We start from the raw sequence: 24,451 nt of genomic DNA, 5'->3' as shown, positions 1-24,451 counted from the left end.
CTGACCAACTTGTCAGCTTTATCTGGAAGAAGTACTCATGGATGATTCTTTAAGCAAAGGAGAAGCCTTACTGCTCGCCTTCTCCCTGTTCATCCTTGCCCTGTCGGTGTGGATGTTGTTATTCAGCGTCTGATTTCATACCCCACAAAAAACCGAAGCCTGAGGCTTCGGTTTTTTGTGGCTTCTGGAAGGTTAATCTACCCAGACTCTGGCATTACGGAACATACGCATCCAGGGGGCATCTTCCTGCCAAGCATCAGGATGCCAAGAGTTCTGCACAGAACGGAACACCCGTTCAGGGTGAGGCATCATAATAGTTACCCGGCCATCCTTGCTGGTTAAGCCAGTAATACCGTCCGCCGAACCATTCGGATTAAATGGATAACGCTCGGTAGTCTTGCCGTGGTTGTCCACATAGCGCAACGCCACCTGCCCGGCTTCAGCTAATACCGCACGATCAGAATCTACAGAGAACTCAGCCTGACCTTCCCCATGAGCAATAGCAATCGGCAAACGCGCCCTTTCCATTCCTTGCAAGAAGATGGAAGAACTCTTTTGCACTTCTACCATGGCCACACGGGCTTCGAATTGCTCGGAACGATTACGAACAAACCGTGGCCAACATTCTGCACCCGGGATTAGCTCATGGAGAGTAGACAGCATCTGACAACCATTACACACCCCAAGAGTAAATGTATCCCGACGGTCAAAGAACCCGGCAAAATCACCACGAACCCGTTCGTGGAACAACACAGACTTAGCCCAGCCACCACCGGCACCAAGAACATCGCCGTATGAGAAGCCACCACAGGCGACCAGCCCGCGAAATTCCTTAAGGTTTCGGTTGCCGCTGATCAGATCACTCATGTGAACATCAACGGCATCGAAGCCGGCACGATCAAAGGCAGCGGCCATTTCCACATGACCGTTAACGCCTTGCTCCCTCAAGACGGCCACCTTCGGGCGAACACCTGTGGCGATATAAGGAGCAGCAATATCCTTGTTAATATCCCAGGATACTGAGACATGGAGGCCAGGGTCTTTGTCATCCAGCAGGTTATCAAACTCATGCTGAGCACACTCTGCATTATCACGGAGCGCCTGCATTTGATAACTGGTCTCCGCCCACATCCGTTGGTAACGGATACGGTTACCAGAGAGGACAGATTTTCCTTTGAATGTGAAAGAAACCTTTTGTTCAGATGCCAGCTCACCGACTGTGTGCACGCAACCCGATAAACCAAAGCTGGCCAAACAATCTTTCACTGCACCCTTGTCCTGCTTGCGAACCTGGATAACAGCACCCAATTCCTCACTGAACAGTGCAGAAACCAGTTTTTCCTTACTGTCAGCCAGTTTATCCAGAGCCACTTGAATACCGGTATGCCCGGCAAAAGCCATCTCCATCAGAGTGGTGAACAAGCCTCCATCGGAGCGGTCGTGGTAAGCCAGAATTTTATCTTCACTCAGAAGCTGTTGAATTCCCTGGAAGAATGCCTTCATATCCTGAGGCTCATCGAGGTCGGCTGGATCTGAACCAATTTCGCGATATACCTGTGCCAGTGCAGATCCACCCAGGCGATTCTTGCCTCGACCAAGGTCGATCAACAGTAAATCTGTTGCGCCTTTATCTGTGCGTAACTCCGGAGTCACACACTGGCGAACATCAGAAACTGGTGCAAAAGCTGAAATGACCAGTGACAACGGTGCGGTCACTGATTTGCTCTCACCGTTATCCTGCCAGGTTGTTCGCATAGACATAGAGTCCTTACCCACTGGAATGGTAATTTCCAGCTCAGGACACAACTCCATACCGACAGCTTTTACAGTGTCATACAAACGTTCATCTTCACCGGGATGACCAGCTGCAGCCATCCAGTTAGCAGACAGGCGTACCTCTGACAGTTTGTTAATCCGCGTAGATGCAATATTTGTCAGGGCTTCACCAACCGCCATCCGGCCGGACGCTGGCGCATCAAGCAGAGCCACCGGTGTTCGCTCCCCCATGGACATAGCTTCACCGGTTGTGGAATTAAATCCACTAGTGGTAACAGCACAATCTGCAACTGGAACCTGCCAAGGGCCAACCATCTGATCCCGGACAACCTGACCGGTAATCGTACGGTCACCAATAGTGATCAGGAAGCTCTTGCTGGCTACAGTGGGCAGTTTCAGAACCCGCTCGGCGGCTTCTGCCAGATCCAACCCTGACGTATCAAACCCAGAAGCTTCAAAGTTCTTTCGCTCAACACTCCGATGCATACGTGGAGGCTTACCCAGAAGAACATCCAACGACATATCAACGGGCTGATTATCAAAGTGCTCGTCATTCACCAGCAAATGAGGCTCTTCGGTTGCCTCCCCAACAACTGCATAAGGGCATCGCTCCCGCTCGCAGATAGCCTCAAAAGTAGACAAGTTTTCAGGTGCAACAGCCAGAACATAACGTTCCTGAGATTCATTACACCAGAGCGCCAACGGACTCATACCCGGTTCATCATTCAGAATCTTGCGCAGCTCAAATTGCCCACCACGGCCACCATCGCTGATCAGTTCAGGAAGAGCATTGGAAAGACCACCAGCCCCCACATCGTGGATAAACAGCATGGGGTTCTTCTCCCCCAGCTGCCAGCATTGGTCAATAACCTCCTGGCAACGACGCTCCATCTCAGGGTTTTCACGCTGAACGGAGGCAAAATCCAGATCTTCCTGGCCGGTGCTGGAAGTCATGGAAGACGCTGCACCACCACCCAGACCAATTTGCATAGCGGGGCCGCCGAGAACAATCAGCTGGCTGCCTGCAGGATACTCGCCTTTCTCAATATGCTGCTCTCGAATATTACCCAAACCACCAGCAATCATAATGGGTTTGTGATAGCCCCGAACTTCACGTCCGGCAGGGCCATTGGCTTCTTCTTCAAAAGTACGGAAGTAACCGCAAAGAGCAGGACGGCCAAATTCATTGTTAAAACCAGCACCACCCAACGGGCCTTCAATCATAATATCGAGGGCTGAAACAATACGATCCGGCTTGCCGTAATCGTGTTCCCAAGGTTGGGTAAATCCAGGAATTTTCAGGTTAGATACGGAGAAACCTGTCAGGCCAGCCTTTGGTTTACCGCCACGCCCTGTTGCGCCTTCATCTCGAATTTCACCACCTGAACCGGTAGATGCGCCGGGCCATGGGGCAATAGCAGTGGGGTGATTGTGGGTTTCCACCTTCATGAGGATATGGATATCTTCCTCGGTGTAACCGTAACTGCGGCTTCCGGCATCCGGGAAGAAGCGCCCCCCCTTCCAGCCTTTAATAACCGAAGCGTTATCTTTGTAAGCAGACAACACACCCTCAGAGTTCATCTGATAAGTGTTGCGAATCATGGCAAATAAGGATTTTTCCTGAGCTTCACCATCGATATCCCAGGACGCATTAAAAATCTTGTGGCGGCAGTGTTCTGAGTTTGCCTGGGCAAACATCATCAACTCCACATCACTGGGGTCACGCTCCAGTTTACGGAAGCTTTCTAGAAGATAATCGATTTCATCTTCGGCAAGAGCCAGGCCAAGGTTCTGATTCGCTTCTTCAAGAGCGCTGCGACCTTCGTCGAGAACCGAAATCCGGGTAAGCGGAGCAGGTTCAGCATCCAGAAACAACTGTGCAGCCTCTTCCGGGTTGGAAAACACAACTTCTGTCATACGGTCATGGAGCAGGGCTTCGACTTTAGTCACATCATTCTGGGTGAGTGGCGATGTGCTGTCGATGGTATAGGCTATGCCCCGTTCCAGACGATGAATGGCCGTTAAACCGCAGTTTTTGGCTATATCTGTCGCCTTACTGGACCAGGGTGAAATGGTGCCAGGGCGAGGCGTAACCAGAAATAACTGGCCTTCTGGTTCCCGCCGCACTCTGCGGGGGCCATACTCCAGCAGCTGGCCCAACACCCTCTGGTGTTCACTGGTCCACTCTTTTCCAGAGGATTTGGGGTCATGCAGGTCAGAAAAATGCAGAAACTCTGCATACACATTACTAATGGCCGGGACTTGCTGTTTTAGGGTGTTCAACAGCCTGGTCGCACGGAACAGGGAGAGAGCGGGACTGCCGCGTAAAATCTCCATCAGAGGCATGATCCTTGAAATTCAGGTCAGTTTTGCGAGCAGCGCGTATAATACAGGGATCATGGCAGTCTCTCCAGCATAAACCCCTGCCTCAAACCACATTCTCACTACTTTTCAACCCGGACATAAGTATGAGCAACTATAACTGCCATTTCGTGTCAAACAAGGTAACGAATCTTTACGGGTAAAGGCATGGGAAGTACTGCTGCGGAAATAATTGCTACAGAACAAAGGTCACGACCTGCAGCAATCAGGGTCGGTCTGTTCACTCTGCTAGCGTTTGCCATAACCGTTGTTCTGACTCAGCAGAGTGACTTGTATGGCTTAAGCGCTGGAAGCAAAACCAATACTCCCTCAAATTTTCCAGTTGCCAGAAAGAACGCCTTACATCTGACCCTGCTGGAATGGGAATACTTTCTTGCCTCATCGACAAACTATGCCTCATCGACGAGCTATGCCTCAGCCGACATTTCTGCGGAAACATCTTCTACAGAGCTGACTGCGGGCGAAGTTGCCAGCCTGGAAAGCCACATGCACCGCCGCTTACCTCGTTACTACGATTTATTTCGCAAAGTTGCCAGTGAACACCGGATAGACTGGCACCTTGTGGCAGCCATCAGTTACCAGGAATCCCACTGGCACCCCAAGGCAAAGTCACCGACGGGTGTACGGGGCATGATGATGCTGACTCTACCAACAGCCAAAGAGATGGGGATTCGTAATCGCCTGGATGCCGAACAGAGTGTTCGTGGCGGCGTTCGCTATCTGGAATCATTAAAGAGCCGCTTACCAGAAACCCTTCAGGAACCGGATCGCACCTGGCAAGCATTGGCTGCTTACAATGTGGGGATTGGCCATCTGTACGACGCAAGAACACTCACCAGAAACAAAGGAGGAAATCCTGACGACTGGGCTCACCTGAGCGAATACCTTCTGAAGCTGGAAGATCCTAAATGGCATAGCCAGACGCGTTTTGGTTATGCGCGCGGTACAGAATCTGTTCAATACGTTGGAAATATACAGCGTTACTATCGCCATATTTTAACCACCCACGCCCCTAACAAAGCTCCCAGGCGAACAACTACGATTGCCAACAACAGTCAGGCAACACCATCTACGATCTAAGAGTTGTTTTTCAATGCGTGCCGAGCAGTCTTCTTTAACTTGCGCCGCTTGCGGAAAAATTCCGACAACATAACCGAGCACTCTTCTGCCAGAACCCCTTCCGACACTTCCACAACATGATTGAGAAAATCTTTGCTTAACATACTTTCCCGGCTGGAAATCACACCAGCTTTGGGTTCGGAGGCACCAAAAACCAAACGACGAATACGACTATGCACCAACGCGCCTGCACACATACTGCAGGGTTCGAGGGTGACATAGAGGTCACAATCCACCAGCCGGTAGTTGCCAATAGTCTGGGCAGCATCCCGTAAAGCAAGAATCTCAGCATGGGCACAAGGATCGCTGCGACCGATAGGACTGTTGTAACCCCGTCCAATGATATCGCCCTGATGAACAACCACAGCCCCAACGGGAACTTCACCGACAGCCGAACCCAGCCGGGCTAGTGCCAATGCTTCCTGCATCCAGCGAATGTCCTGTTCCTGCATAATGCGTCCTGAAATCAAATCAGGGCATTATACAGGTTCAGATATTTTAAGGTGGGATTAGAGCAGAGTCAGCTTGCCTTCAAGATGAGGCTTACCAGAAGTAGAACGCATAAGGAAAGAGGTTTGGGCCTCTTCCTGCGTGTAACTGAATTCCACCTTGGCAGGTAGAAAGACTGGGGTTTTAAAAGTCACATCGATTTCAAATGACTGGTTGCCAATTTGATCTGACAGTGCTGCCAAAACACGAGCCTTTGACCACATACCATGGGCAATATGACGCTTGAAGCCAAACAGTTTAGCGGTTGTTGGCCAGAGGTGAATTGGGTTACGGTCTCCGGAAACAGCACCATAGCTACGACCAAGCCCAGCAGGTAATGACCAGGTTTGGATGATATCAAAAGGTTCAGGCGGCTGACGTTTCTTTTTATCACCAGAAGATTTTGAAGGGCGGCGACTCAGGTTAGTGCTTAAACCTTCATACACCAGCTCACCGGATGCTTCGATACGAGTCAGGATATCAAATTCAAGACCAGCATCGACCTCCCGGGACTCTCCAACCGAACATTCAATATAAAGGAGCTCACCCTGCTCAACCTGACGAAACTGCTTAATTTTATTCCGCACATGCACAAGCCCCATTGGCTTTAGAGGCATTGTCGGGTCAGTCATCAAACGCATGTGTAGAGGGAAGGACAACACGTGCAGATAAGTTGGCGCCAAAAAACGACTCTCTGGAAAATGACAAATGCGGTCATACTTTTTAGCCACAGCCTTTTCCGCACGAATGCCAGGGACAGCAATTGTCAACTTTGGCAAAGCTCCAGAATGGCCTTTCTTAACAGCAGCTTTGCTATACAAAGACAACATGGATGGTAAATTTTGAAGAACCAGAGTTTGCATTTCGGGCATCCTTTTATTTCATCCGCAGCATGTTACTCCGCGCTTTCTGGCAACCATTGGCAGAAAGGACAACCGACAGAGCGACCAATCGTCAGTGACAGAAAACATTTATTACATTGTCACCAGAGTCAATCACCTCTAAGATAGCCCCTCGGGAGAAAATAATAACGGGCACTACTGCTTCTGCAGATATTCCCATCAAAAAGAACAACTCCAGTAGGGCTGTGATTTATGAGCGAGCTGAGAGATGCAGGCATTCTGGTAAAAATGGCTCATCAGGGCTTTATTAATGCCGGAATCGATGCCAGTGCTATTTACGAGCGCTGCGGTATCACCCGCCGTCATATTGAAGATCCACAGGTACGTACTCCACACGATGCCCAGACCATCTTCTGGCAAGCCTGTGAAGATGTAACCGGCGACAAGCATATTGGCCTCCACCTCGGACAAAACATTCCTGTTTTCCGGGGACAGGTTATCGAGTATTTATTTCTCAGCAGCCCTACCTTTGAAGAAGGTTTAAACCGGGCTCTGAACTATCAACGTCTGTTAAGCGATGCTGTCACCGCCAAAGTTGAACGCGAAGGAGGCAGTTGTATTTTCAGCATTGGCTCCACTAGCGAAAATCGTCAGGATATGCGCCATCTGACCGATGCTATTTTACTGGGTGCTATACGCTTCTTCAGTCATCTGACTCAGGACAGCTTTAAGCCTCTATCGGTGACTGTAACCCATGCTGGTGCAGAAGGTGACAACAACGAATACTCAGAAGTTTTTGGCTGCCCGGTTATTTTTAACGGCGAACAAAACACTATTGAATTCAGTATTAATATTCTGCACTTCCCATCCCAGCACGCTGAACCTGAGCTGATGAAAGCGCACGAACAGGTTGCATTGGAACAGATTGCCCGTCTGGAAAAGCAGGATATTATTGTTGACGTTAACCGTATTATTGGCGAATTACTGGACTCCGGGGAAGTCAGTCTGGAAAACGTATCGGAACGCCTGGATATGACTGCACGCTCTTTGCGTAGCCGCTTGGCCGATGCCGGCACCAGCTTTAACCATTTACTGGCAAACTACCGCTGCAATTTGGCAAAACAACTGCTATCCAGAACAGAAGAATCCATTGATGAGATTGTTTATCTAACAGGCTTTTCCGAGCCCAGCACGTTCTACCGAGCGTTTAAACGCTGGACAGATATGACCCCTATCGAATATCGGAAAAGTAAAAAACATACGGGCCGTCAGCTCAGTACAGTTTGATAATTCATTCCCTATAAAAAATAAACCCGGCAATTGCCGGGTTTATTTTTGAACGTCACCACCCCGGTAATTAAGCGCCGAGCAGAGACTGTCCACAAACACGAATCACATTGCCATTCACACCCGTGGAAGCTGGACTAGCAAAGAAAGCAATAGCTTCTGCCACATCCTGAGGCTGCCCCCCCTGAGACAAAGAGTTCATCCGACGGCCAACTTCACGGGTCATCAGAGGAATCGCAGCTGTCATCTGAGTTTCAATAAACCCAGGAGCAACCGCATTAATAGTGATTTTCTTTTCAGCCAGAGGTGCAGCCATAGCCTGCACATAACCAATCACACCAGCTTTGGAAACGGCATAGTTGGTCTGGCCAAAGTTACCGGCAATACCGCTCATGGAAGATACGCAGATAATACGACCATTTTCGCGCAGCAGATTACGCTCAAGAAGCTCATCGTTAATGCGCTCCTCGGAAGACAGGTTGATATCAATAACCATATCCCACCAGTCAGCCTTCATATTGCCGAGAGTTTTATCCCGGGTAACACCGGCGTTGTGAACAACAACATCCACTCCACCAAAATCTTTTTCAAGAGCATCCGCAATAGTCTTAGGCGCATCAGCAGCAGTGATATCTACAGCAATGGCTGTCCCACCCAAACGGGCAGCAACTTTATCCAAGCCTTCCTTAGCTTGTGGTACATCCAGGCAAACTACTTTTGCACCGTCTCGAGCCATAACTTCAGCAATAGACTCACCGATACCACGGGAAGCACCAGTTACCAGAACGACTTTATCTGCCAATGGGCGCCCCCAATCAATAGCAGTAGTTTCTGTGCCGTTAGAAACTTTCAGAACCTGCGCAGAAACATATGCAGAACGTGGAGAGAGACAGAAGCGCAATGGCGATTCCAGCTGAGCTTCAGCACCTTTACTCACGTAAATCAGCTGAACAGTGGTGCCCTTCTTACCAACCTCTTTGCCGAGGCTTCGGGTGAAACCTTCCAGTGAACGCATAGAAGCAGCCTGAGAAACGCTGGCGCAATCTTCCATGGCCAGACCCAGCACAACAATACGACCAGAGTTAGCCATCTTGCGAACAACAGGGCTAAAGAATTCGTGGAGAGCACGTAATTCAGACGTTGAGCTAATACCTGTAGCGTCAAATACCAAACCTTTGAATTTGGTAACATCCTCACGACCAGTGCTGACTTGAGTAACCTTTTTGCCAGCGGCTTCAGCAGCCTTCACAACGTCAGAAGCTGTGGCAGCGCTTGCCTGACAGCAGATTTCAGCACTGGAATCGGACAGAGTTTTTGCAACAACATCCAGCAGGGAAGAACCAACCGCGGCACCAACCAGCACTTTGCCTTTTACAAAATCAGCAGCTGCATCGTCCTGACGATCCAGCTCAACTGGTGTAGGCAGGCCAAGGCTGCTGAACAGGCTTTTGCCAAATGGAGATGTCGCTATCTTCTGATATCTATCGGACATTGTATTTTTACTCCCTTATTATATTGCGAGGTGTACAGGCCTGCGCTCATTGGCGGCTATTTGAGCAGAGGCTTCGCTCCAGTGAATTGACACACCGAGAGCGGAGAGAGGTCAGAATAGCCAATGTGAGCATAATCACGCACTATACACTGCGTCCCACACAATAAGATGAACCGCAAAGCAGGACAAGCCATGGCTCATAACGAGAGACAGACCGTAAGAAGAGTTGCAATTATCGGGGGCAACCGTCTTCCCTTTGCTCGCTCGAATTCCGCTTACTCCCATGCCAGCAACCAGGATATGCTGACCGCAGCTCTTAATGGTTTGGTCAATCGTTACAACCTTCAGGGCGAACAGATTGGTGAAGTGGTTGCCGGTGCCGTTATCAAGCATTCACGGGATTTCAACCTGACCCGCGAATCGGTACTGAGCACTGCTCTTGATCCTAAAACACCGGCTTATGACATTCAGCAAGCCTGTGGCACAGGTTTGGAAGCAGCCATTCTGGTTGCCAATAAAATCGCTCTTGGTCAGATCGAATGCGGTATTGCCGGTGGCTCCGACACCACTTCCGATGCTCCAATTGGTGTTAACGAAGGTTTACGTAAAATCCTGCTGGACCTGAACCGCTGCAAGACCAACGGCGAGCGCCTGAAGGTTGCCAGCCGTCTGCGTCTGCGCCATCTGGCCCCCCTGGTTCCATCCAATGGAGAGCCTCGTACCAAGTTGTCTATGGGTGGTCATACCGAAATCACTGCCAAAGAGTGGGGAATCCCACGGGACGAGCAGGATGAAATGGCGTTTAACAGCCACCAGAACCTGAATAAAGCCTATATGGACGGCTTCTTTGATGATCTGGTAACACCTTATCTGGGGCTTGAGCGCGACAACACTATGCGCCCAGACACATCTCTGGAAAAGCTCTCCTCATTGAAGCCCGCTTTCGACAGGAAAAGCGGTAAAGGCACTCTCACAGCTGCCAACAGCTCCAACCTGACCGATGGCGCCTCTGTTGTACTGCTGGCCAGCGAAGAATGGGCTGCTGAGCACAACCTGCCAGTTCGTGCTTATCTGACCTTCTGTGAAACTGCCGGTGTTGATTTCTTTGGTAAGGAAAACAGCGATAAAGAAGGCCTGTTGTTGGCTCCTGCTTATGCTGTTCCAAAGATGTTGGATAAAGCAGGCCTGACTCTGCAGGATTTCGATTTCTATGAAATCCATGAAGCCTTTGCCGCCCAGGTTCTGGCAACCCTGAAATGCTGGGAAAGCGATGAGTTCTGTAAGGAGAAACTGGGCCGTGACCAAGCGCTTGGCTCAATCGATCGCAGCAAGCTCAATGTTAATGGAAGCTCTCTGGCAACTGGCCACCCATTCGCAGCGACCGGTGGCCGTATCATTGCAACACTGGCAAAACTTCTGGAACAAAAAGGTTCCGGTCGTGGTTTGATTTCCGTTTGTGCAGCAGGCGGCTTGGGCATTACAGCCATTCTGGAACGCCCCTGACAGCTTTGCGTAACTTGCTGACTTTTACTTCTGAGAAAATGACAGCAATGCACGACTTTCTGTCATAACTTCAGTTATGACAGCATTCCTGAAAAAGGCGGACTTGTGTCCGCCTTTTTTATGCTTAACTTCTACTAAGACCTGCATAACACATGGCTGTCAGGTAACCCGTTCAAAACAAGATATTGGACATAAGAGAAGCCAGGGAGGATTTCGCCCATGTCCCATCGGCAAAATGTCGAAGAGAACCTGCAGCGCTTTGCCGAGGGTATTGGCCTTGGTGAATTAAAGCTGAACGAGCACGGAGCCTGTGGCCTCTGCTTTGATGACACACTTATTGTCAACATGGAATATCTGGAAGAAGACGAAGCCTTGGTATTCGTCTCTGCCGTTAAGCCTGTTGAATCCCACGCTGCCTGCGAAGATAAAGTGGCACTGTTTGAAAAGCTACTCTTTATCAACCTTCAGCACCACAGCATGCAGGGTGCCTATCTTTCCCTTAATCACGATAAGACCGAAGTCCTGTTGATCCGGTCTATGACTGCGGCCATAGATTACGGCGCATTTGAATCCAATCTGGAGAAATTCGTGAACACACTTGAGTGGGTTGTGCAGGAAGCCAGCAACACTCAGAGCGATGGTACCGGACAACAGCCACCAGCGTCTGGCGGTTCAAACCCAAGTGGTGGCGGCCAGCCTCCCCAACCTGATGGTGGCATGGGTATCATGGTTTAAGCCAGCAGTTAAAAGAACAGATTCCCCACTCATAACGCCCCGCCGGGGCGTTCTTTTTTTGTAGCCTGTCCTCACCCAGTTCAGCCCTCTGCCGATTCAATAGTGATGGCTTTTCTACACTGAGAGAAGGCCTGTAGTGAACTGGTCACAGGGAGTTTGACCTTGAGCGATAGCGATGCACTCGATTATCTAACAGATGCCCTCCAGAACGCGGTAGATGGCAGCCGACTGGTCGATATTCGCGGCCGGGTTACCGAAGTTCAGGGGATGATTATCAAAGCCGCAGTTCCCGGGGTCAAAATCGGCGAACTCTGTGAGCTCTTCACTCCCGGCGAAGATGATATGAACTACGCCGAAGTGGTTGGCTTTGAAGGTTATGATGCGGTTCTTACCCCACTGGGAGATATGCTGGGTATTTCTTCCAATACTGAAGTAATTCCCACTGGCCGGGTACATCATGTAGCCGTTGGCTCGCATCTTCTTGGGAAAGTACTTGATGGCATGGGGCGCCAACTTCATGCTGACCCAGATGAACAAATCAATCCTGAGGCCTGGTATCCGGTTTATGCCAACGCTCCAGACCCCTTGACCCGTAAAATCATTGATCAACCTCTTCCTCTGGGGCTACGGGTACTGGATGGTATTCTGACCTGCGGTGAAGGCCAACGAATGGGTATCTTCGCGGCGGCCGGTGGTGGTAAGTCCACCCTTCTCTCCATGTTAGTGAAAGGTGCCGAAGTGGACGTCACCGTTCTCGCCCTGATCGGTGAACGGGGACGGGAATTAAGAGAATTTCTGGAACATGATCTGGGGCCGGAAGGTATTAAAAAATCGGTCACCATTGTTGCCACTTCAGATAAGTCTTCCATGGAGCGGGCTAAAGCCGCCTACACAGCCACAGCCGTTGCTGAATTCTTTCGTGACCAGGGTAAACGAGTTTTACTACTCATGGATTCCGTAACTCGTTTTGCTCGTGCCCAGCGGGAAATAGGTCTGGCAGCTGGTGAACCTCCTACTCGTCGAGGTTTCCCTCCTTCGGTTTTCGCAACTTTGCCAAAACTGATGGAAAGAGCCGGAATGTCTGATAAAGGATCAATCACCGCCCTCTATACCGTACTTGTGGAAGGTGACGATATGTCAGAACCCGTAGCTGACGAAACGCGGTCCATCCTTGATGGGCACATTATCTTGTCCAGAAAGCTGGCCGCAGCAAACCATTACCCAGCTATTGATGTTCTCGCGTCTGCCAGCCGGGTTATGAACAACATTGTGGATAAGGACCATATTGGTTCCGCTGGTAAAGTCAGGGAGTTAATGGCCAAATTCGAAGAGATCGAGCTGCTGGTTAAAGTCGGCGAATACAAACAGGGTACGGACCCTTTGGCTGACCAGGCACTGGACAAGATTGAGTCTATCCGGACATTTCTCAAACAGCGCACTGACGAACTGTCTGACTTTAATACCACAGTTCAGCAGTTGCACCAGCTGATTCGTTAAGGTTCTGAAACATGTTGGACGACCTGTTGCGAATAAAACGAATCCGGGAAAAGTCGGCAGAAGAAGAAGTCAGGAAATGTCGTTATCGGGTCGAAGTCGCCGTTCAGGATATAGAGAAGAAAAAACAGGAATTAATTGACTATAAAGAATGGCGTTATCAAGAAGAGCAGAGACTCTACGATAATATTATGAATACCGAGGTAAAACAGTTTGACCTCGACATTCTCAAACAGAAGGTTGCCAAGCTCAGAGAACAGGATCTGGTGCTTCAGGAAGCCATCAAAAAAGCCGAAGAACACCTTGAAGAGTGCAAAAGACAGCTTGAAGAGGCTCGCCAGGCTCACGCCAAAGCCACTCAGGCTGTACAGAAATTCGAAGAATTTACCGATGTACTGAACCAGGAAGCGGCCAAGGAAAAGGCTCGACTGGAAGAGCTGGAACTGGAGGAGTTCACTCCCCGCAATCGTCACTGAGGAAAGGAAGCCATTATGAGCAGTGTACAGGGACCTGCCAGTACTCCGCAGCAATCCGGCCCATCTGAGAACGGGCGCGCCGGACAAAATGACCGTACCCAGGAGAAAGAAGCCGAACGTAACAGTGGCGAGTTCGATGATGCCCTGAAAAAGAAAAAGGGTGATAAAGGCGGTCGCGGTGATGTCCGGGGCAATGATAATAAAAAAGACGGACTGGAAGACCTCTTCAAAAACCTCCACTCCCAAAAGAAAGATAAAAAGGACGAAGGCGATGCCATGGCTCACGGTGATGCCGCCAAAACCATGGAAGCCCGCATGGGCAAAACTGCCGAAGTTCAGGGCGTTGATAACAAGCAGATGGTCGACAAAATTGACAAGATCGTCGACAAAATTATGGTCAGCAACGCTTCCGATGTGAAAGCGGTCAAAGTCGATTTCAAGAACGACATGCTTCCCGGTACGGAAATGATGATCCGCAAGGATGCCACCGGCAAGATGTCTATCGAGTTCACCACCACCTCTGCAGAATCTTTTAACTTCCTGAATAAGGGAGAACAGGCATTGATGGATACCCTCAATAAGAAAATGGGGGGAGATATTGAAGTTAACATCAAGATGCAGGGTGGCGGAGCCGATCAAGATACCGGTGACGGGCGCTCTCGCGAGCAGTACTTTGCCGATGACAACGACGATGAAGCGGATAGCTAAGGGCTCTGAATAACCATGTCTATCCAGCCATTTGCTTACAAGCCTCTATCTCACCAGCAAGCACTGCTGAATAATCTTGTAAGTGGTTCTACTGGCCAACTCCAGAGCCAGATTAATGGTCAACCCTGCGCAGTCAGCCTGACTCCGGTGACTGCAGCACGTCAATTTGATCTGGAGTTTCAAATATCTGTAGATGGTCTTCCTGTTCGCATTCAGGTCACACGAGATCTATTCACAGATATGGCTATTGGCGGAAGTCCTTTATCTGACCTGCTGGAACAGTTACCCGATGACCTTCGCATTGGCTGTGCAACGATGGCCATCGACCGTTTGCTGGGCGATCTTCGCGCTCTATTACAAAAAGATTTACGCCTGAACAGGGTTTCACGCAGTGATCACATTCCTGAAGGGACGCCTTGCCTGGGAGTTGCCTTTCAAGGACAAAGCCGGATTTCCAGTGGGCTTCTGGTTATTAACGACCAGATCAACAGCATGATCAATACCACTCTGGGTACAGCTCAGGCGCTACCTGCCGATCATTTAGCCATGCCTCTTGCTGTTGAGGTCGGCCATACGATGCTTTCGGATACTCGATTGGGGCAGCTTGCAACCGGCGATATCGTGCTTCTGGATCGCTCTTGGTACAAAACCGGCAAATATGTATTTCTCAGGATGTCGGAAAGCACAGGATTTATCGCAGAGATCAGCGGTTCTCGGATCACGCTGAAACAGAGGGTGGAGAACGGTATGAGTGATGACTTCGATGATTTTGATGATCTGGACGATGATCTGGATCTCGGCGATGACTTTGATGACGATCTGGGATTTTCTGATGATCCCCCCCAGGACACAGCATCTCAGCCCCAGCAGATGGCTCCACAGCAGACCGCCCCTCAACAGGCAGCTGCACCCACGCAGCATGTAAGCCATCAGGATATTCAAGGCTTACCTGTGAAGCTGGTTTTTGATGTAGGCAACCACGAGCTGACCGTTGGTGAAATGGGACGCCTTGGGCCGGGCTACACCTTTGAATTGAACAGAAATATCGCCAGCCCGGTAACCATGAAAGCCAATGGCAAAGCCTTTGCCGAGTGTGAACTGGTCAATATTAATAATCAGATTGGCGCACGTATTACCAAGCTTCTTTGAACGCACCAAACATTAAGCAGTAGACAGGATAACCGGGAAAAAAAGGATCCAGCGATGGAGTTTGATCTCTCATCACCGTTTTACCTGATACTGCCTCTGGCGCTGATGTCACTGGTGCCATTTGTTGCCATTCTCGGAACCTCGTTCCTAAAGCTGGTTGTGGTTTTCGGTATTCTACGGAACGCCACGGGCCTACAGCAGATTCCTCCTAATATGGCTCTAAATTCTCTGGCAATCATTCTCACCATTTACATTATGGCGCCGGTGGGCATTGATATGTTCAATATCGTTAAGGATGAACAGATCAGTATAAAAGATGATTCCTGGCGGGGCGTGTATGAAGCCGGTATTGTGCCCTACCGAAATTTTCTCATGAAAACCACGACTGACCGGGAGCGTCGCTTTTTCCTGAAAACAGCCACAGCACTCTGGCCACCAGAGTATAAAGAAGAGCTAGCTCAAGACAGCCTGATGATTCTTGTTCCAGCCTTTGCCGTGAGTGAGTTGACCAAAGCTTTTCAGGTGGGATTCCTGTTATACCTGCCGTTCATAATTATTGATTTGATTGTTTCTAATATTCTTCTGGCCATGGGTATGATGATGGTGTCTCCCATGACGATCTCATTGCCTTTCAAGCTGTTGCTGTTTGTGCTGCTGGACGGCTGGACCCGACTAATACACGGGCTTGTTCTCAGTTACCAATAGCCAAGGAGCCGGACAATGGTTGAAGCCGATGTTCTGACAATGACCGCCAAAGCATTGATGCTGACATTGATTCTATCGATGCCACCAATTATTGCCGCAGCAGGTGTTGGCCTATTAGTGAGCTTAGTGCAGGCCCTTACCCAGATTCAGGAGCAGACGCTTCCTTTCGCGTTTAAGTTGATTGCTGTAGTTATCAGCATATTCGCCACTGCCCGCTGGATGGGTATTGAAGTGTACAACTTCTCTCTGGCGATTATGAATTACTTGCCGGAAATCTGATATGCCGCCTGAGGTTACGTCAGAAATCAAGGATATCTTCTTTATCTACAGCATGACCATGGTGCGCATGGCTGCGGCCTTTAACTCCATGCCCATCCTGAATAAGCAGGTTGTTGGCGGAGCAATGATCCGTAACGGTATCGTGGGCAGCCTGGCTATTTTTATGTTTCCAATGATCTCTGCACAGGAACCGTCAACCAGCCCAGGCATGTTGATGATTTTCACCCTAATTATTAAGGAGGTGATGATCGGGATGTTTATTGGTTTTATCGCCACCATCCCTTTCTGGGCTCTGGAAGCTGCCGGCTTTATTATCGACAACCAGCGCGGTGCTTCTATGGCCAGCACCATGAACCCGATGTCTGGTTCGGAAACATCCCCTATGGGATTAATGTTTTCTCAGGCATTCACCTGCATTTACCTTATCAGCGGCGTGTTTTTAATTCTTCTGGGAAGCCTTTTCCATAGCTATGAAGCGTGGCCAGTATTTGAGTTCTGGCCAAAGCTGAATCAATCGGCAGTTCTGTTTTTCCTTGGTCAATTCGATTTGATCATCACACTGTCTGTCTGGCTCGCAGCACCTATCATGATCTGTATGTTTATTACCGAGTGGGGAATTGCACTGATTAGCCGCTCTGCTCCTCAGCTCAACGTTTTCATTCTTGCCATGCCAATCAAGAGTGCCGTAGCCGTGGCCATTTTGGTTCTCTATGTGGCCACGATTATGAAACTTGCTAAGGAAACAGCAGGAGAATTTCCCAGCGTAATGCAGGTTCTTGGTCGATATTTAATGTGACACCTATAAATAAATACCAGACACTCTTTTAAATAAGCAAATAACATTATGAGCGGTGAAAAGACCGAAGCCCCAACACCGAAGAAATTGCGCGATGCCCGCAAAAAGGGTCAGGTCGCAAAGAGTAAAGAAATCTCTTCCACCGCTGGCATTATCGCCGTTGTTGTCATCATCTGGGCTCTCAGCGACTGGTATGTGCAGATGTTTCAGGAGCTACTGCTGTATCCTGCACAGTTCTATGAAATGGAGTTTCGCGTTGCGCTGAAGTCTGTTGCTCTGGGCCTGCTTTCAAAAGCCATTCTGATGATCGCTCCTCTCGTTATAGCCTCTGCATTTGCCGCCGTTGCCGGCAATGTTGTGCAATTCGGCATGCTGCTGGCTTTTGAACCGATTAAACCCGATATAAAAAAGATCAACCCTATTCAAGGTGCCAAGAAAATATTCTCCATAAAAAACGTTGTAGAGCTGGTTAAATCCATTATCAAGATTCTGTTTTTGTCTCTGGTTATTTACTACGTCATCCGAGGAAGCTTAAATGAGTTAATGAACCTGCCCTTCTGCGGCACAAATTGTATCCTTCCTGTGCTTGGTTCATTAATGAAAAAGCTGATGCTGTTCGCCATAATCGCTTTCATGGTGATCGCCCTGTTTGATTTTATGTTCGAAAAATACCAATTCACCAAAGAACAGAAGATGACCAAAGATGAGGTGAAACGCGAATATAAAGAAATGGAAGGTAACCCTGAAATCAAGGGTAAGAGAAAAGAGCTGCACCGAGAACTGCTGAACTCAGAAGATAATGTTGCTCAATCTGATGTAGTAATAAAGAACCCCACACATATTGCCGTTGGGCTTCACTACAACAAAGCGAAAACCCCGCTACCGATGGTAACTTGTCTGGGTAAACGTAATCAGGCCCAATTCATAATTAAAGTTGCAGAACGCAATAATATACCGGTGATGGAAAATGTCCCTCTAGCCCATGCTTTATTCAGCCAGACAGAAGTTTTTGATTACATACCCAGCGAACTTATCACCCCGGTTGCCGAGGTGTTCCGCTGGGTGCAGCAAATGAAACAGGATGAGAACCCTGAATAAACACAGTATACCGACTACAAAGCACTCAATAACTGATTGGCAATAGAGGTACTGTAACGGCTTACCAGATAAGGCACGGTATCATTCTGGTAATCAATCAGCTTAGGAGAAATAAAACGCCACTTCTTAATAGCCTGACTGACAGATGCTCTTTCCTGTGGCGTTAAATCACCCTTCGCGACAAGCTCTTCGAGCTGTTCCGTCACGATCTTTGTATGAACATCAATTGTATCGCCATCAGCATCAGCAAGGATGCCGGTTCTCGCATTCCAGTGCGCTGCCAGGCGGGCATATCGAGAACCAATCTTTCTCACGAGCACAGCATTACTCAGAATACTAGCCTGTGAAGAAAGCGCTCCCTCAGGAAGAAGTTCATTAAGAGATTTTTGAAACTCATCCAGCGCGGCTTCCATATCATTAACTGTATATACAGAGGTATAACCTTCACTGGCTATTTCATTTGCCCGCACTAATTCTATAAACTTCGCGGCAGCTTCAGAAAGATGCTCATCGTCGGACAACAATCCAGATGCCAGTATGGTTTTTAGCTGACTCTGAATACGAACAACAACTTGCTCGATATCTCCCGAAACCTGACGATCTCCTTCCAGCAAAGTAAACATATGAAAGAGAGTACTAGCTTCATAAACATCAACCTGTAGCCGGTACACATCATTAACCAGCGTCTGGTATTCAACATCATCAGCGTGCACTTTGCCAAAGGACAGGCATAAAATAACGAAAAGGAACTGCGTCAGCTTTTTCATAACTATGGATCGCTCTTATTATAATAATTATGCATCCATGGCTTCCTTGTCCATAACTGCGCTTAGAAAACCATAGTGCCATCCATAAAAGAACACTGCAAAGTTTGAACATGTTTGCAATGAATATGCGAACAAACAAAGGCTTGAAAAACGAACAAAAACCACCACAGATATGAGCAATTCCGTATTTATACGGATTAAACCCACGCCAAACTCCCTATAATCTTGCCAAACGCTGCGGAGACAACCCCTAACAGCGCAGTAAAAGCAGAGTGAAATACTGAAAATACATAATCGATATTTCCTCACCTGCTGATAGTTAGTGATCAGGTGCATCAAACAACTACACCGGCATCGCTGAACGAAGGGTCACGAATAATCAGTAGTCAACAACCATTAAGGGCAAACAGCTCTAGGGATGTGTGACTCCAGACCACAAACCAACACTTCCGATGTTCGGCAGGGTTGGTTTGTGGTTTGCTGATTCCGCATACAGCGGCTATAAAACTGACACCTTATTTTACAAGGGGATGGGAAGCATCCTGATGTACTCCCACACAGAATTTGCTTTATTTGCAGTATCTGTGGCAGTCACAGGCTTGAATCATCCCTGACTGACAATTAAGCGCTTACATCTCTGTTAGCAGTACCGGAGCCATCATGCAACAACAACAGGAACCCACTGTATTTATCATTGACGATGATGAAGCAGTTAGAGACTCTCTTAGAATGCTGATGAATTCCGTGGGTCAGAAAGTGGAAGTCTTTGGCTCTCCAGCCGATTTCCTCGAGGCCTACGATGAAAACAGACCCGGCTGTATCGTACTCGACATCAGAATGCCTGGAATGAGTGGACTGGAACTGCAGAGCAAGCTCAACGATATGCACTGCATTCTTCCAATCATCTTCATCACTGGTCACGGTGATGTGCCAATGGCTGTTCAGGCCATTAAAGATGGCGCCATGAACTTTATCCAGAAACCTTTCCGCGATCAGGAACTACTGGATCTCATCAATGATGCACTGAAACTGGACACTCAGCAGCGCGCTGAACTGCTTGAGCACAAAGAGATCTTACGTCGTTTGTCTACCCTGACCGAGCGCGAGCGCGAAGTTCTTCATCACGTTGTTGAGGGCAAGGCCAACAAGGTGATCGCGGCCGACATCAACCTGAGTCAGCGTACTGTTGAAATTCATCGTTCCCGCGTTATGGAAAAGATGGGCACCAAATCCCTGGCCCACCTGGTTCGTCAGGTTATGCAGGTAAAAGATCACCTGAAAGAAGATTTCCGCTTCAAGTAAGTCTCACTCCAGCCTCATCCTCCGGTACTGCTACAAGCAGTACCGGTACGCTCCCCCTGAAGCTCTCATCACTACAATACTTTGTCGTAACCTAGCGGCTTTGCGCACAGCGTTGGGTAAAAACAACGATAGTCCTCAAACCCTGAAGCCCCCTATGATTAACCTGTCGGCGATACAGGAATGAAGGAACATTCAAATCAACAGAGGTTCCTTATTTTCGACATCAGCCAACGGAGTTAGTTTTTTAGGATCTCATTATGAACAACGCACAAGAGCCATGCGTTTTCCTTGTGGAAAATGATCTGGCTATCACCAGCGCCATTGTATCCCTTTGCGAGAAGGATCAACTGACCCTGTGCTGTTTTTCATCCTGGGAAGATATGGAAAACAGTTTGACAATCTGTTCCCCAAGCTACTTGATTGCCTCTAACTCACTCTGCCAGAGGCCAATCTCAGAGCGTGTGTCACATATTACCCGCGAAGGTATACCTGTGATTATTCTCGGCTCCCAGCATGATTTGAGTGGTGCAGTTGCATCGATTCAAGCAGGTGCAATTGATTACATTGAAAAACCTGCGGTGAAAGGGCGCCTGGCAGAATATATGTCACACCTGAGTGCCTGACCCCAAGAGTCAGGCAACAGCCAGATCATCAGCCAAACGTCTTCCATAGTTGTAGAGATTGATTAGAACCTCTCGCCTGCCAGGATTAACTTCTTCTGCCAGCAATGACTCAAGCCGTTCAAAGTAGATCTGGAAATTCAGCTTTTCCCCATGACCCAGACGCTGCTTTCTGAATACCTGCCACTCTACCCTTTCCTGATCGTTAAGATATTCCGGCCAATTTCTGGCCCGATAGCGAAACAGCATTTCTTCGAGTCGACCATCAGAAAAAGGAAGGCTTAGCCCAGCCAAGTCAACAGGAGGCGTATTGACTATCTGAGCCATCAGATTCCGGTCTTCATTAGAAAAAAAACCACCACTATAGAGCATCAAATCGGGGTCATCACTATCCTCACGCTCACCACTATTAAAGACTTCAGCCATTTTCAGACGTAAGGCTTTAGCAACTTCACTTTCCGCAAACAGCATGTCGTAGTGTTTCATACACAATGATCGATCTAACCCGATTCGCTCACAATCCTCCTCCCGCGCTGTTTTCCATGGCACGACAATAGGGCTGCGATTCAAACGAATAGTTTTTACCGGAATACGTGCAACACCTTCGTCCTGCAAAACCTGTGTGGAGGTAAACATCCGGTGACGGATATCTTCAGCGGAAAGCTCCAATAAAGGTGTTGGATCAACAGACAAATCATAAACAATCACTTCATTTTTCATTGTCGGATGCCCCCCCAGAGGAGCAACTATAGCCATACAGTGCTTAGCTGCTGGATACTTCCCAGAAATATGCACAACAGGCCTTGGCCGAAATGAAATTGTATCCAGCTGCTTTGCAACCTGATGCTTTAAACGATGACTCAGCACAAAATCAAAAAGCTTCGGTTGTACTTCCCTCACCAACCTTGCCATAGCAATTGTTGCCCGCACATCGCTCAATGCATCATGAGCGCCTTCATGGACAATACCATTTGCCTTGGTTAAGTCTTCCAGCTTAAAGCTGTGGGTTCCGTCTTCCCTTCTGGGCCAGCTGATACCATCAGGTCTCAACGCTGCGCAAAGCCTGACCACATCAATCAAATCCCAGCGTGAACAACCATTTTTCCATTCTCTGGCATAAGGGTCCTGGAAGTTTCGGTAGAGACTGTGGCGGGTCACCTCATCATCAAAACGAATAGTGTTATAACCAAGCACACAAGTATTGGGAACAGAGAACTCTTGGTTAATTCTGGCAATAAAAGCCGCTTCACATACACCCTTCTCATTCGCCTCATCCGGAGTAATACCGGTCATCAGGCAGGCTTCAGGATGTGGCAATTGGTCATCCGGAAGACGGCAATAGATATTGAGAGGCTCACCGATTTCTCGAAAGTTACCATCCGTCCGAATACCGGCAAACTGACAGGGCCAGTCCCGGGCGGGGTCGGTTCCGAAGGTTTCAAAATCGTAGAAGTAAAATGTAGTCATTTTCCTAAAAATTCCATTGAGTTCCCAGACACCTATTTGCCCTTAAAAAACAGGAGCATGCAACTGATAACAAGCTTCTAAGCATTCCAATGTTTTCCAGTTTTTTCTGGAGCATTGCGCACATGTGAGTACATATCTGTGTACATTTTTTTAAAGCAGCGGTAAATTTTACCAATCTGTACACACCAGCAGCAGCAATCTAGTCATGCACTGGTGCAGGTACAACTGTACACGGGGGAAACAATGTCATTATCCGATGCTCGTCTTCGGGCGTTGCACAACCGCACCTATGATGGGCCAGCAGAACTGGCAGATCGTGATGGGCTCGGGGTGCGCGTAACACCAAAAGGAACCATCACATTTCAGTACCGCTTTCGATTCGATGGGAAACCTGCACGGCTTACACTTGGCCGTTATCCTGACATCAAACTGAAAACTGCTCGAGACCTACTCCCAGAGATTCGTAACATACTCGCACAAGGGCTCGATCCTCGCAAAGCATGGCAACAGGAAACAAAAAGCGGATTTGTTGATGTTGATGAATGCGTGAAAGTCTTTCTTGAAAAGCGAGCCATAAACCTGAAGCCAAAATCATACGGGATCTATAAAAGCGCTCTTAATAAACATTTGAAAGGAAAATTCTCAGGCAGGCCCGTGGGTGACATACCTCTTTCTGATTGGACAAACTGGTTAGATGAGATTGCCGAAGAAAGCCCTAAGTTGGCAGGCAGCTGCCTGCGTAACGCAAAAACGGTATTAAGCTGGTGTGCAAGACGAAAAATGATCGCGCGGCCAGAGCTGCTGCTTCTAAAAACAGAAGACGTGGGTACGAAGCCAGATGTAGGCACACGAGTCCTCACGCTTTCAGAGTGCGCCCATATCTGGCGAGCTCTTGATATGTCCAGGGGAGCAATTATTACTGTCATATGTATAAAGATTTGCATGCTCACAGGCTGCCGACAAGGTGAAATCAGAGAAGCTAAACGAGAACACTTTGATCTGGATAATATGATCTGGACAGTTCCTCCAGAAGTCAGCAAAACCAACACACCTATTACACGCCCCATAACAAAAGACGTCTATGAGCTACTACGGCAAGCATGGGAGGTTTATGGAGAAGACGGGTATGTGTTGCCAGCCACTCACGGATCTGGAAAGGAGCGAAAGGAAAGCATCCCTATGGGGGCCACCGCACCAAACAAAATAATCCGCCGAATGCGGGAAGAGCTTAGTAAGAAAAAGTTAGTTCAAGAAGCATGGCGCTGCCATGACTTCCGACGGACTCTATCAACCAGGCTATCAGAAATGGGAGTCATGCCGCACGTTACAGAGAAAATGCTAGGGCATGCGCTGGGCGGAGTTATGGCTGTGTATAACAAGCATGACTGGATAGAAGAGCAACGCTGCGCCTATGAGATGTGGCAAACAGCTCTTAGGGAAGAGAGAAGGAAGGTATTAAAGCAGGTGGGCGAATTGTATCCCGCTTAACGTAACTACTAACAGTTGAAGCATAAAGCCGACAGGGGTCGGCTTTGATCGCCAGGACTTAAATACACACTTTTAGGTGCCATCCTGATGCGAATCAGCATCATCACCCTCCAACTCAAACACAGACTCATTCACAGCTTCCTGTGATCGTCGTATAAGTGATTTCGTTCGCTCGCTCAGCTTGTCTGTCTTCAGTAGATCACCGATCTCATTCTGAATGTTATGCAGCTTATCCAGTACTGTCTCTTTCGGCGTTGTGCTCACAAAACTTCCCTCTGTGTAATACTGTATATTTATACAGTATCGAAGCCAGTAAAAACAAACGGTTTTATTCGTTCCTATTGGCGACCTACATTAAAGTTAAAAGTCTCGCCTTCCAATGACACCACTCTCAGGCCACTAATGCACTGCATAGTCATACGACAAAGGTCTGTCTAGAATGACCGGCGGTATATTGATTGACAGACATCTGCCAAT

General features: G+C 48.5%; 22 protein-coding genes. 15 read left to right on the top strand and 7 right to left on the bottom strand.

Annotated features, from left to right (window positions below):
- Positions 1–192 precede the first annotated feature (192 nt).
- Positions 193–4,113 carry a phosphoribosylformylglycinamidine synthase gene (gene purL / locus QMA35_RS02690; protein WP_281645591.1) on the bottom strand — a complete coding sequence of 1,307 codons (3,921 nt, stop codon included), beginning with the start codon at positions 4,111–4,113 and terminating at the stop codon, positions 193–195.
- Positions 4,114–4,305: 192 nt separating this feature from the next.
- Between purL and QMA35_RS02685 the strand changes: the two genes are divergently transcribed.
- Positions 4,306–5,238 (top strand): transglycosylase SLT domain-containing protein, encoded by a 933-nt coding sequence (locus QMA35_RS02685; protein ID WP_281645590.1) that lies wholly within the window; start codon positions 4,306–4,308, stop codon positions 5,236–5,238.
- On the opposite strand, the gene tadA is transcribed toward QMA35_RS02685, so the two are convergent.
- The gene (gene tadA, locus QMA35_RS02680; protein WP_281645589.1) at positions 5,235–5,729 is read right to left on the bottom strand and encodes a tRNA adenosine(34) deaminase TadA; all 495 of its coding nucleotides are present in this window, start codon (positions 5,727–5,729) and stop codon (positions 5,235–5,237) included. The two genes, QMA35_RS02685 and tadA, sit on opposite strands and share 4 nt — an antisense overlap.
- Positions 5,730–5,786: 57 nt before the next feature.
- Positions 5,787–6,629 carry a MaoC/PaaZ C-terminal domain-containing protein gene (locus QMA35_RS02675; RefSeq protein WP_281645588.1) on the bottom strand — a complete coding sequence of 281 codons (843 nt, stop codon included), beginning with the start codon at positions 6,627–6,629 and terminating at the stop codon, positions 5,787–5,789.
- Positions 6,630–6,860: 231 nt separating this feature from the next.
- On the opposite strand from QMA35_RS02675, the gene QMA35_RS02670 reads away from it, so the two are divergent.
- A complete protein-coding gene (locus tag QMA35_RS02670; protein ID WP_281645587.1) occupies positions 6,861–7,895 on the top strand; it encodes an AraC family transcriptional regulator in 1,035 nt (344 codons plus the stop codon).
- Positions 7,896–7,965: 70 nt separating this feature from the next.
- Here the strand turns inward: QMA35_RS02670 and QMA35_RS02665 are convergent, their stop codons facing one another.
- Complete coding sequence (locus QMA35_RS02665; RefSeq protein ID WP_281645586.1) at positions 7,966–9,387, bottom strand: 3-oxoacyl-ACP reductase; 1,422 nt, start codon at positions 9,385–9,387, stop codon at positions 7,966–7,968.
- Positions 9,388–9,579: 192 nt separating this feature from the next.
- Here QMA35_RS02665 and QMA35_RS02660 point away from each other — a divergent pair, with 192 nt between their 5' ends.
- The 10 genes from QMA35_RS02660 to sctU all read left to right on the top strand — a co-directional run bounded on the left by QMA35_RS02660 (position 9,580) and on the right by sctU (position 18,330).
- A complete protein-coding gene (locus QMA35_RS02660) occupies positions 9,580–10,890 on the top strand; it encodes an acetyl-CoA C-acetyltransferase (protein WP_281645585.1) in 1,311 nt (436 codons plus the stop codon).
- A gap of 219 nt (positions 10,891–11,109) precedes the next feature.
- Positions 11,110–11,625, top strand: a complete 516-nt coding sequence (locus QMA35_RS02655; protein WP_281645584.1) for a type III secretion system chaperone — start codon at positions 11,110–11,112, stop codon at positions 11,623–11,625.
- 162 nt (positions 11,626–11,787) lie between these two features.
- Entirely contained in the window at positions 11,788–13,122 is a 1,335-nt protein-coding gene (gene sctN / locus QMA35_RS02650) for a type III secretion system ATPase SctN (RefSeq protein WP_281645583.1), read from the top strand.
- 11 nt (positions 13,123–13,133) lie between these two features.
- Positions 13,134–13,595, top strand: coding sequence for a YscO family type III secretion system apparatus protein (locus tag QMA35_RS02645; RefSeq protein ID WP_281645582.1), 462 nt, complete (start codon positions 13,134–13,136; stop codon positions 13,593–13,595).
- 15 nt (positions 13,596–13,610) lie between these two features.
- A complete protein-coding gene (locus QMA35_RS02640) occupies positions 13,611–14,303 on the top strand; it encodes a type III secretion HpaP family protein (protein ID WP_281645581.1) in 693 nt (230 codons plus the stop codon).
- A gap of 15 nt (positions 14,304–14,318) precedes the next feature.
- Positions 14,319–15,452, top strand: a complete 1,134-nt coding sequence (sctQ, locus tag QMA35_RS02635) for a type III secretion system cytoplasmic ring protein SctQ (protein WP_281645580.1) — start codon at positions 14,319–14,321, stop codon at positions 15,450–15,452.
- 54 nt (positions 15,453–15,506) lie between these two features.
- A complete protein-coding gene (sctR, locus tag QMA35_RS02630; protein WP_281645579.1) occupies positions 15,507–16,157 on the top strand; it encodes a type III secretion system export apparatus subunit SctR in 651 nt (216 codons plus the stop codon).
- A 15-nt stretch (positions 16,158–16,172) separates the two neighbouring features.
- Positions 16,173–16,436: a type III secretion system export apparatus subunit SctS gene (gene sctS, locus QMA35_RS02625; RefSeq protein ID WP_281645578.1), complete on the top strand. Its 264-nt coding sequence runs from the start codon at positions 16,173–16,175 to the stop codon at positions 16,434–16,436.
- Between the two features lies 1 nt (position 16,437).
- Complete coding sequence (gene sctT / locus QMA35_RS02620; RefSeq protein ID WP_281645577.1) at positions 16,438–17,232, top strand: type III secretion system export apparatus subunit SctT; 795 nt, start codon at positions 16,438–16,440, stop codon at positions 17,230–17,232.
- Between the two features lie 48 nt (positions 17,233–17,280).
- Complete coding sequence (gene sctU, locus QMA35_RS02615; RefSeq protein WP_281645576.1) at positions 17,281–18,330, top strand: type III secretion system export apparatus subunit SctU; 1,050 nt, start codon at positions 17,281–17,283, stop codon at positions 18,328–18,330.
- 14 nt (positions 18,331–18,344) lie between these two features.
- Here sctU and QMA35_RS02610 read toward each other — a convergent pair whose 3' ends face one another.
- Positions 18,345–19,097: a hypothetical protein gene (locus tag QMA35_RS02610; RefSeq protein ID WP_281645575.1), complete on the bottom strand. Its 753-nt coding sequence runs from the start codon at positions 19,095–19,097 to the stop codon at positions 18,345–18,347.
- Between the two features lie 660 nt (positions 19,098–19,757).
- Here QMA35_RS02610 and QMA35_RS02605 point away from each other — a divergent pair.
- Positions 19,758–20,399 (top strand): response regulator transcription factor, encoded by a 642-nt coding sequence (locus tag QMA35_RS02605; protein WP_281645574.1) that lies wholly within the window; start codon positions 19,758–19,760, stop codon positions 20,397–20,399.
- 257 nt (positions 20,400–20,656) lie between these two features.
- On the top strand, positions 20,657–21,022 hold the full coding sequence (locus QMA35_RS02600) for a hypothetical protein (RefSeq protein WP_281645573.1): 366 nt from the start codon (positions 20,657–20,659) through the stop codon (positions 21,020–21,022).
- A 9-nt stretch (positions 21,023–21,031) separates the two neighbouring features.
- Here QMA35_RS02600 and sbcB read toward each other — a convergent pair whose 3' ends face one another.
- Positions 21,032–22,486: an exodeoxyribonuclease I gene (gene sbcB, locus QMA35_RS02595; RefSeq protein WP_281645572.1), complete on the bottom strand. Its 1,455-nt coding sequence runs from the start codon at positions 22,484–22,486 to the stop codon at positions 21,032–21,034.
- Positions 22,487–22,729: 243 nt separating this feature from the next.
- Between sbcB and QMA35_RS02590 the strand changes: the two genes are divergently transcribed.
- On the top strand, positions 22,730–23,974 hold the full coding sequence (locus QMA35_RS02590) for a tyrosine-type recombinase/integrase (protein WP_281645571.1): 1,245 nt from the start codon (positions 22,730–22,732) through the stop codon (positions 23,972–23,974).
- Between the two features lie 72 nt (positions 23,975–24,046).
- On the opposite strand, the gene QMA35_RS02585 is transcribed toward QMA35_RS02590, so the two are convergent.
- Complete coding sequence (locus tag QMA35_RS02585) at positions 24,047–24,238, bottom strand: hypothetical protein (protein ID WP_281645570.1); 192 nt, start codon at positions 24,236–24,238, stop codon at positions 24,047–24,049.
- Between the last annotated feature and the right edge of the window lie 213 nt (positions 24,239–24,451).

Source organism: Parendozoicomonas sp. Alg238-R29, from assembly GCF_947331445.1.
Lineage (GTDB): Bacteria > Pseudomonadota > Gammaproteobacteria > Pseudomonadales > Endozoicomonadaceae > Sansalvadorimonas.
The sequence above is the reverse complement of the archived record's forward strand: the minus strand, read 5'-3'. Positions and strand labels throughout refer to the sequence as shown.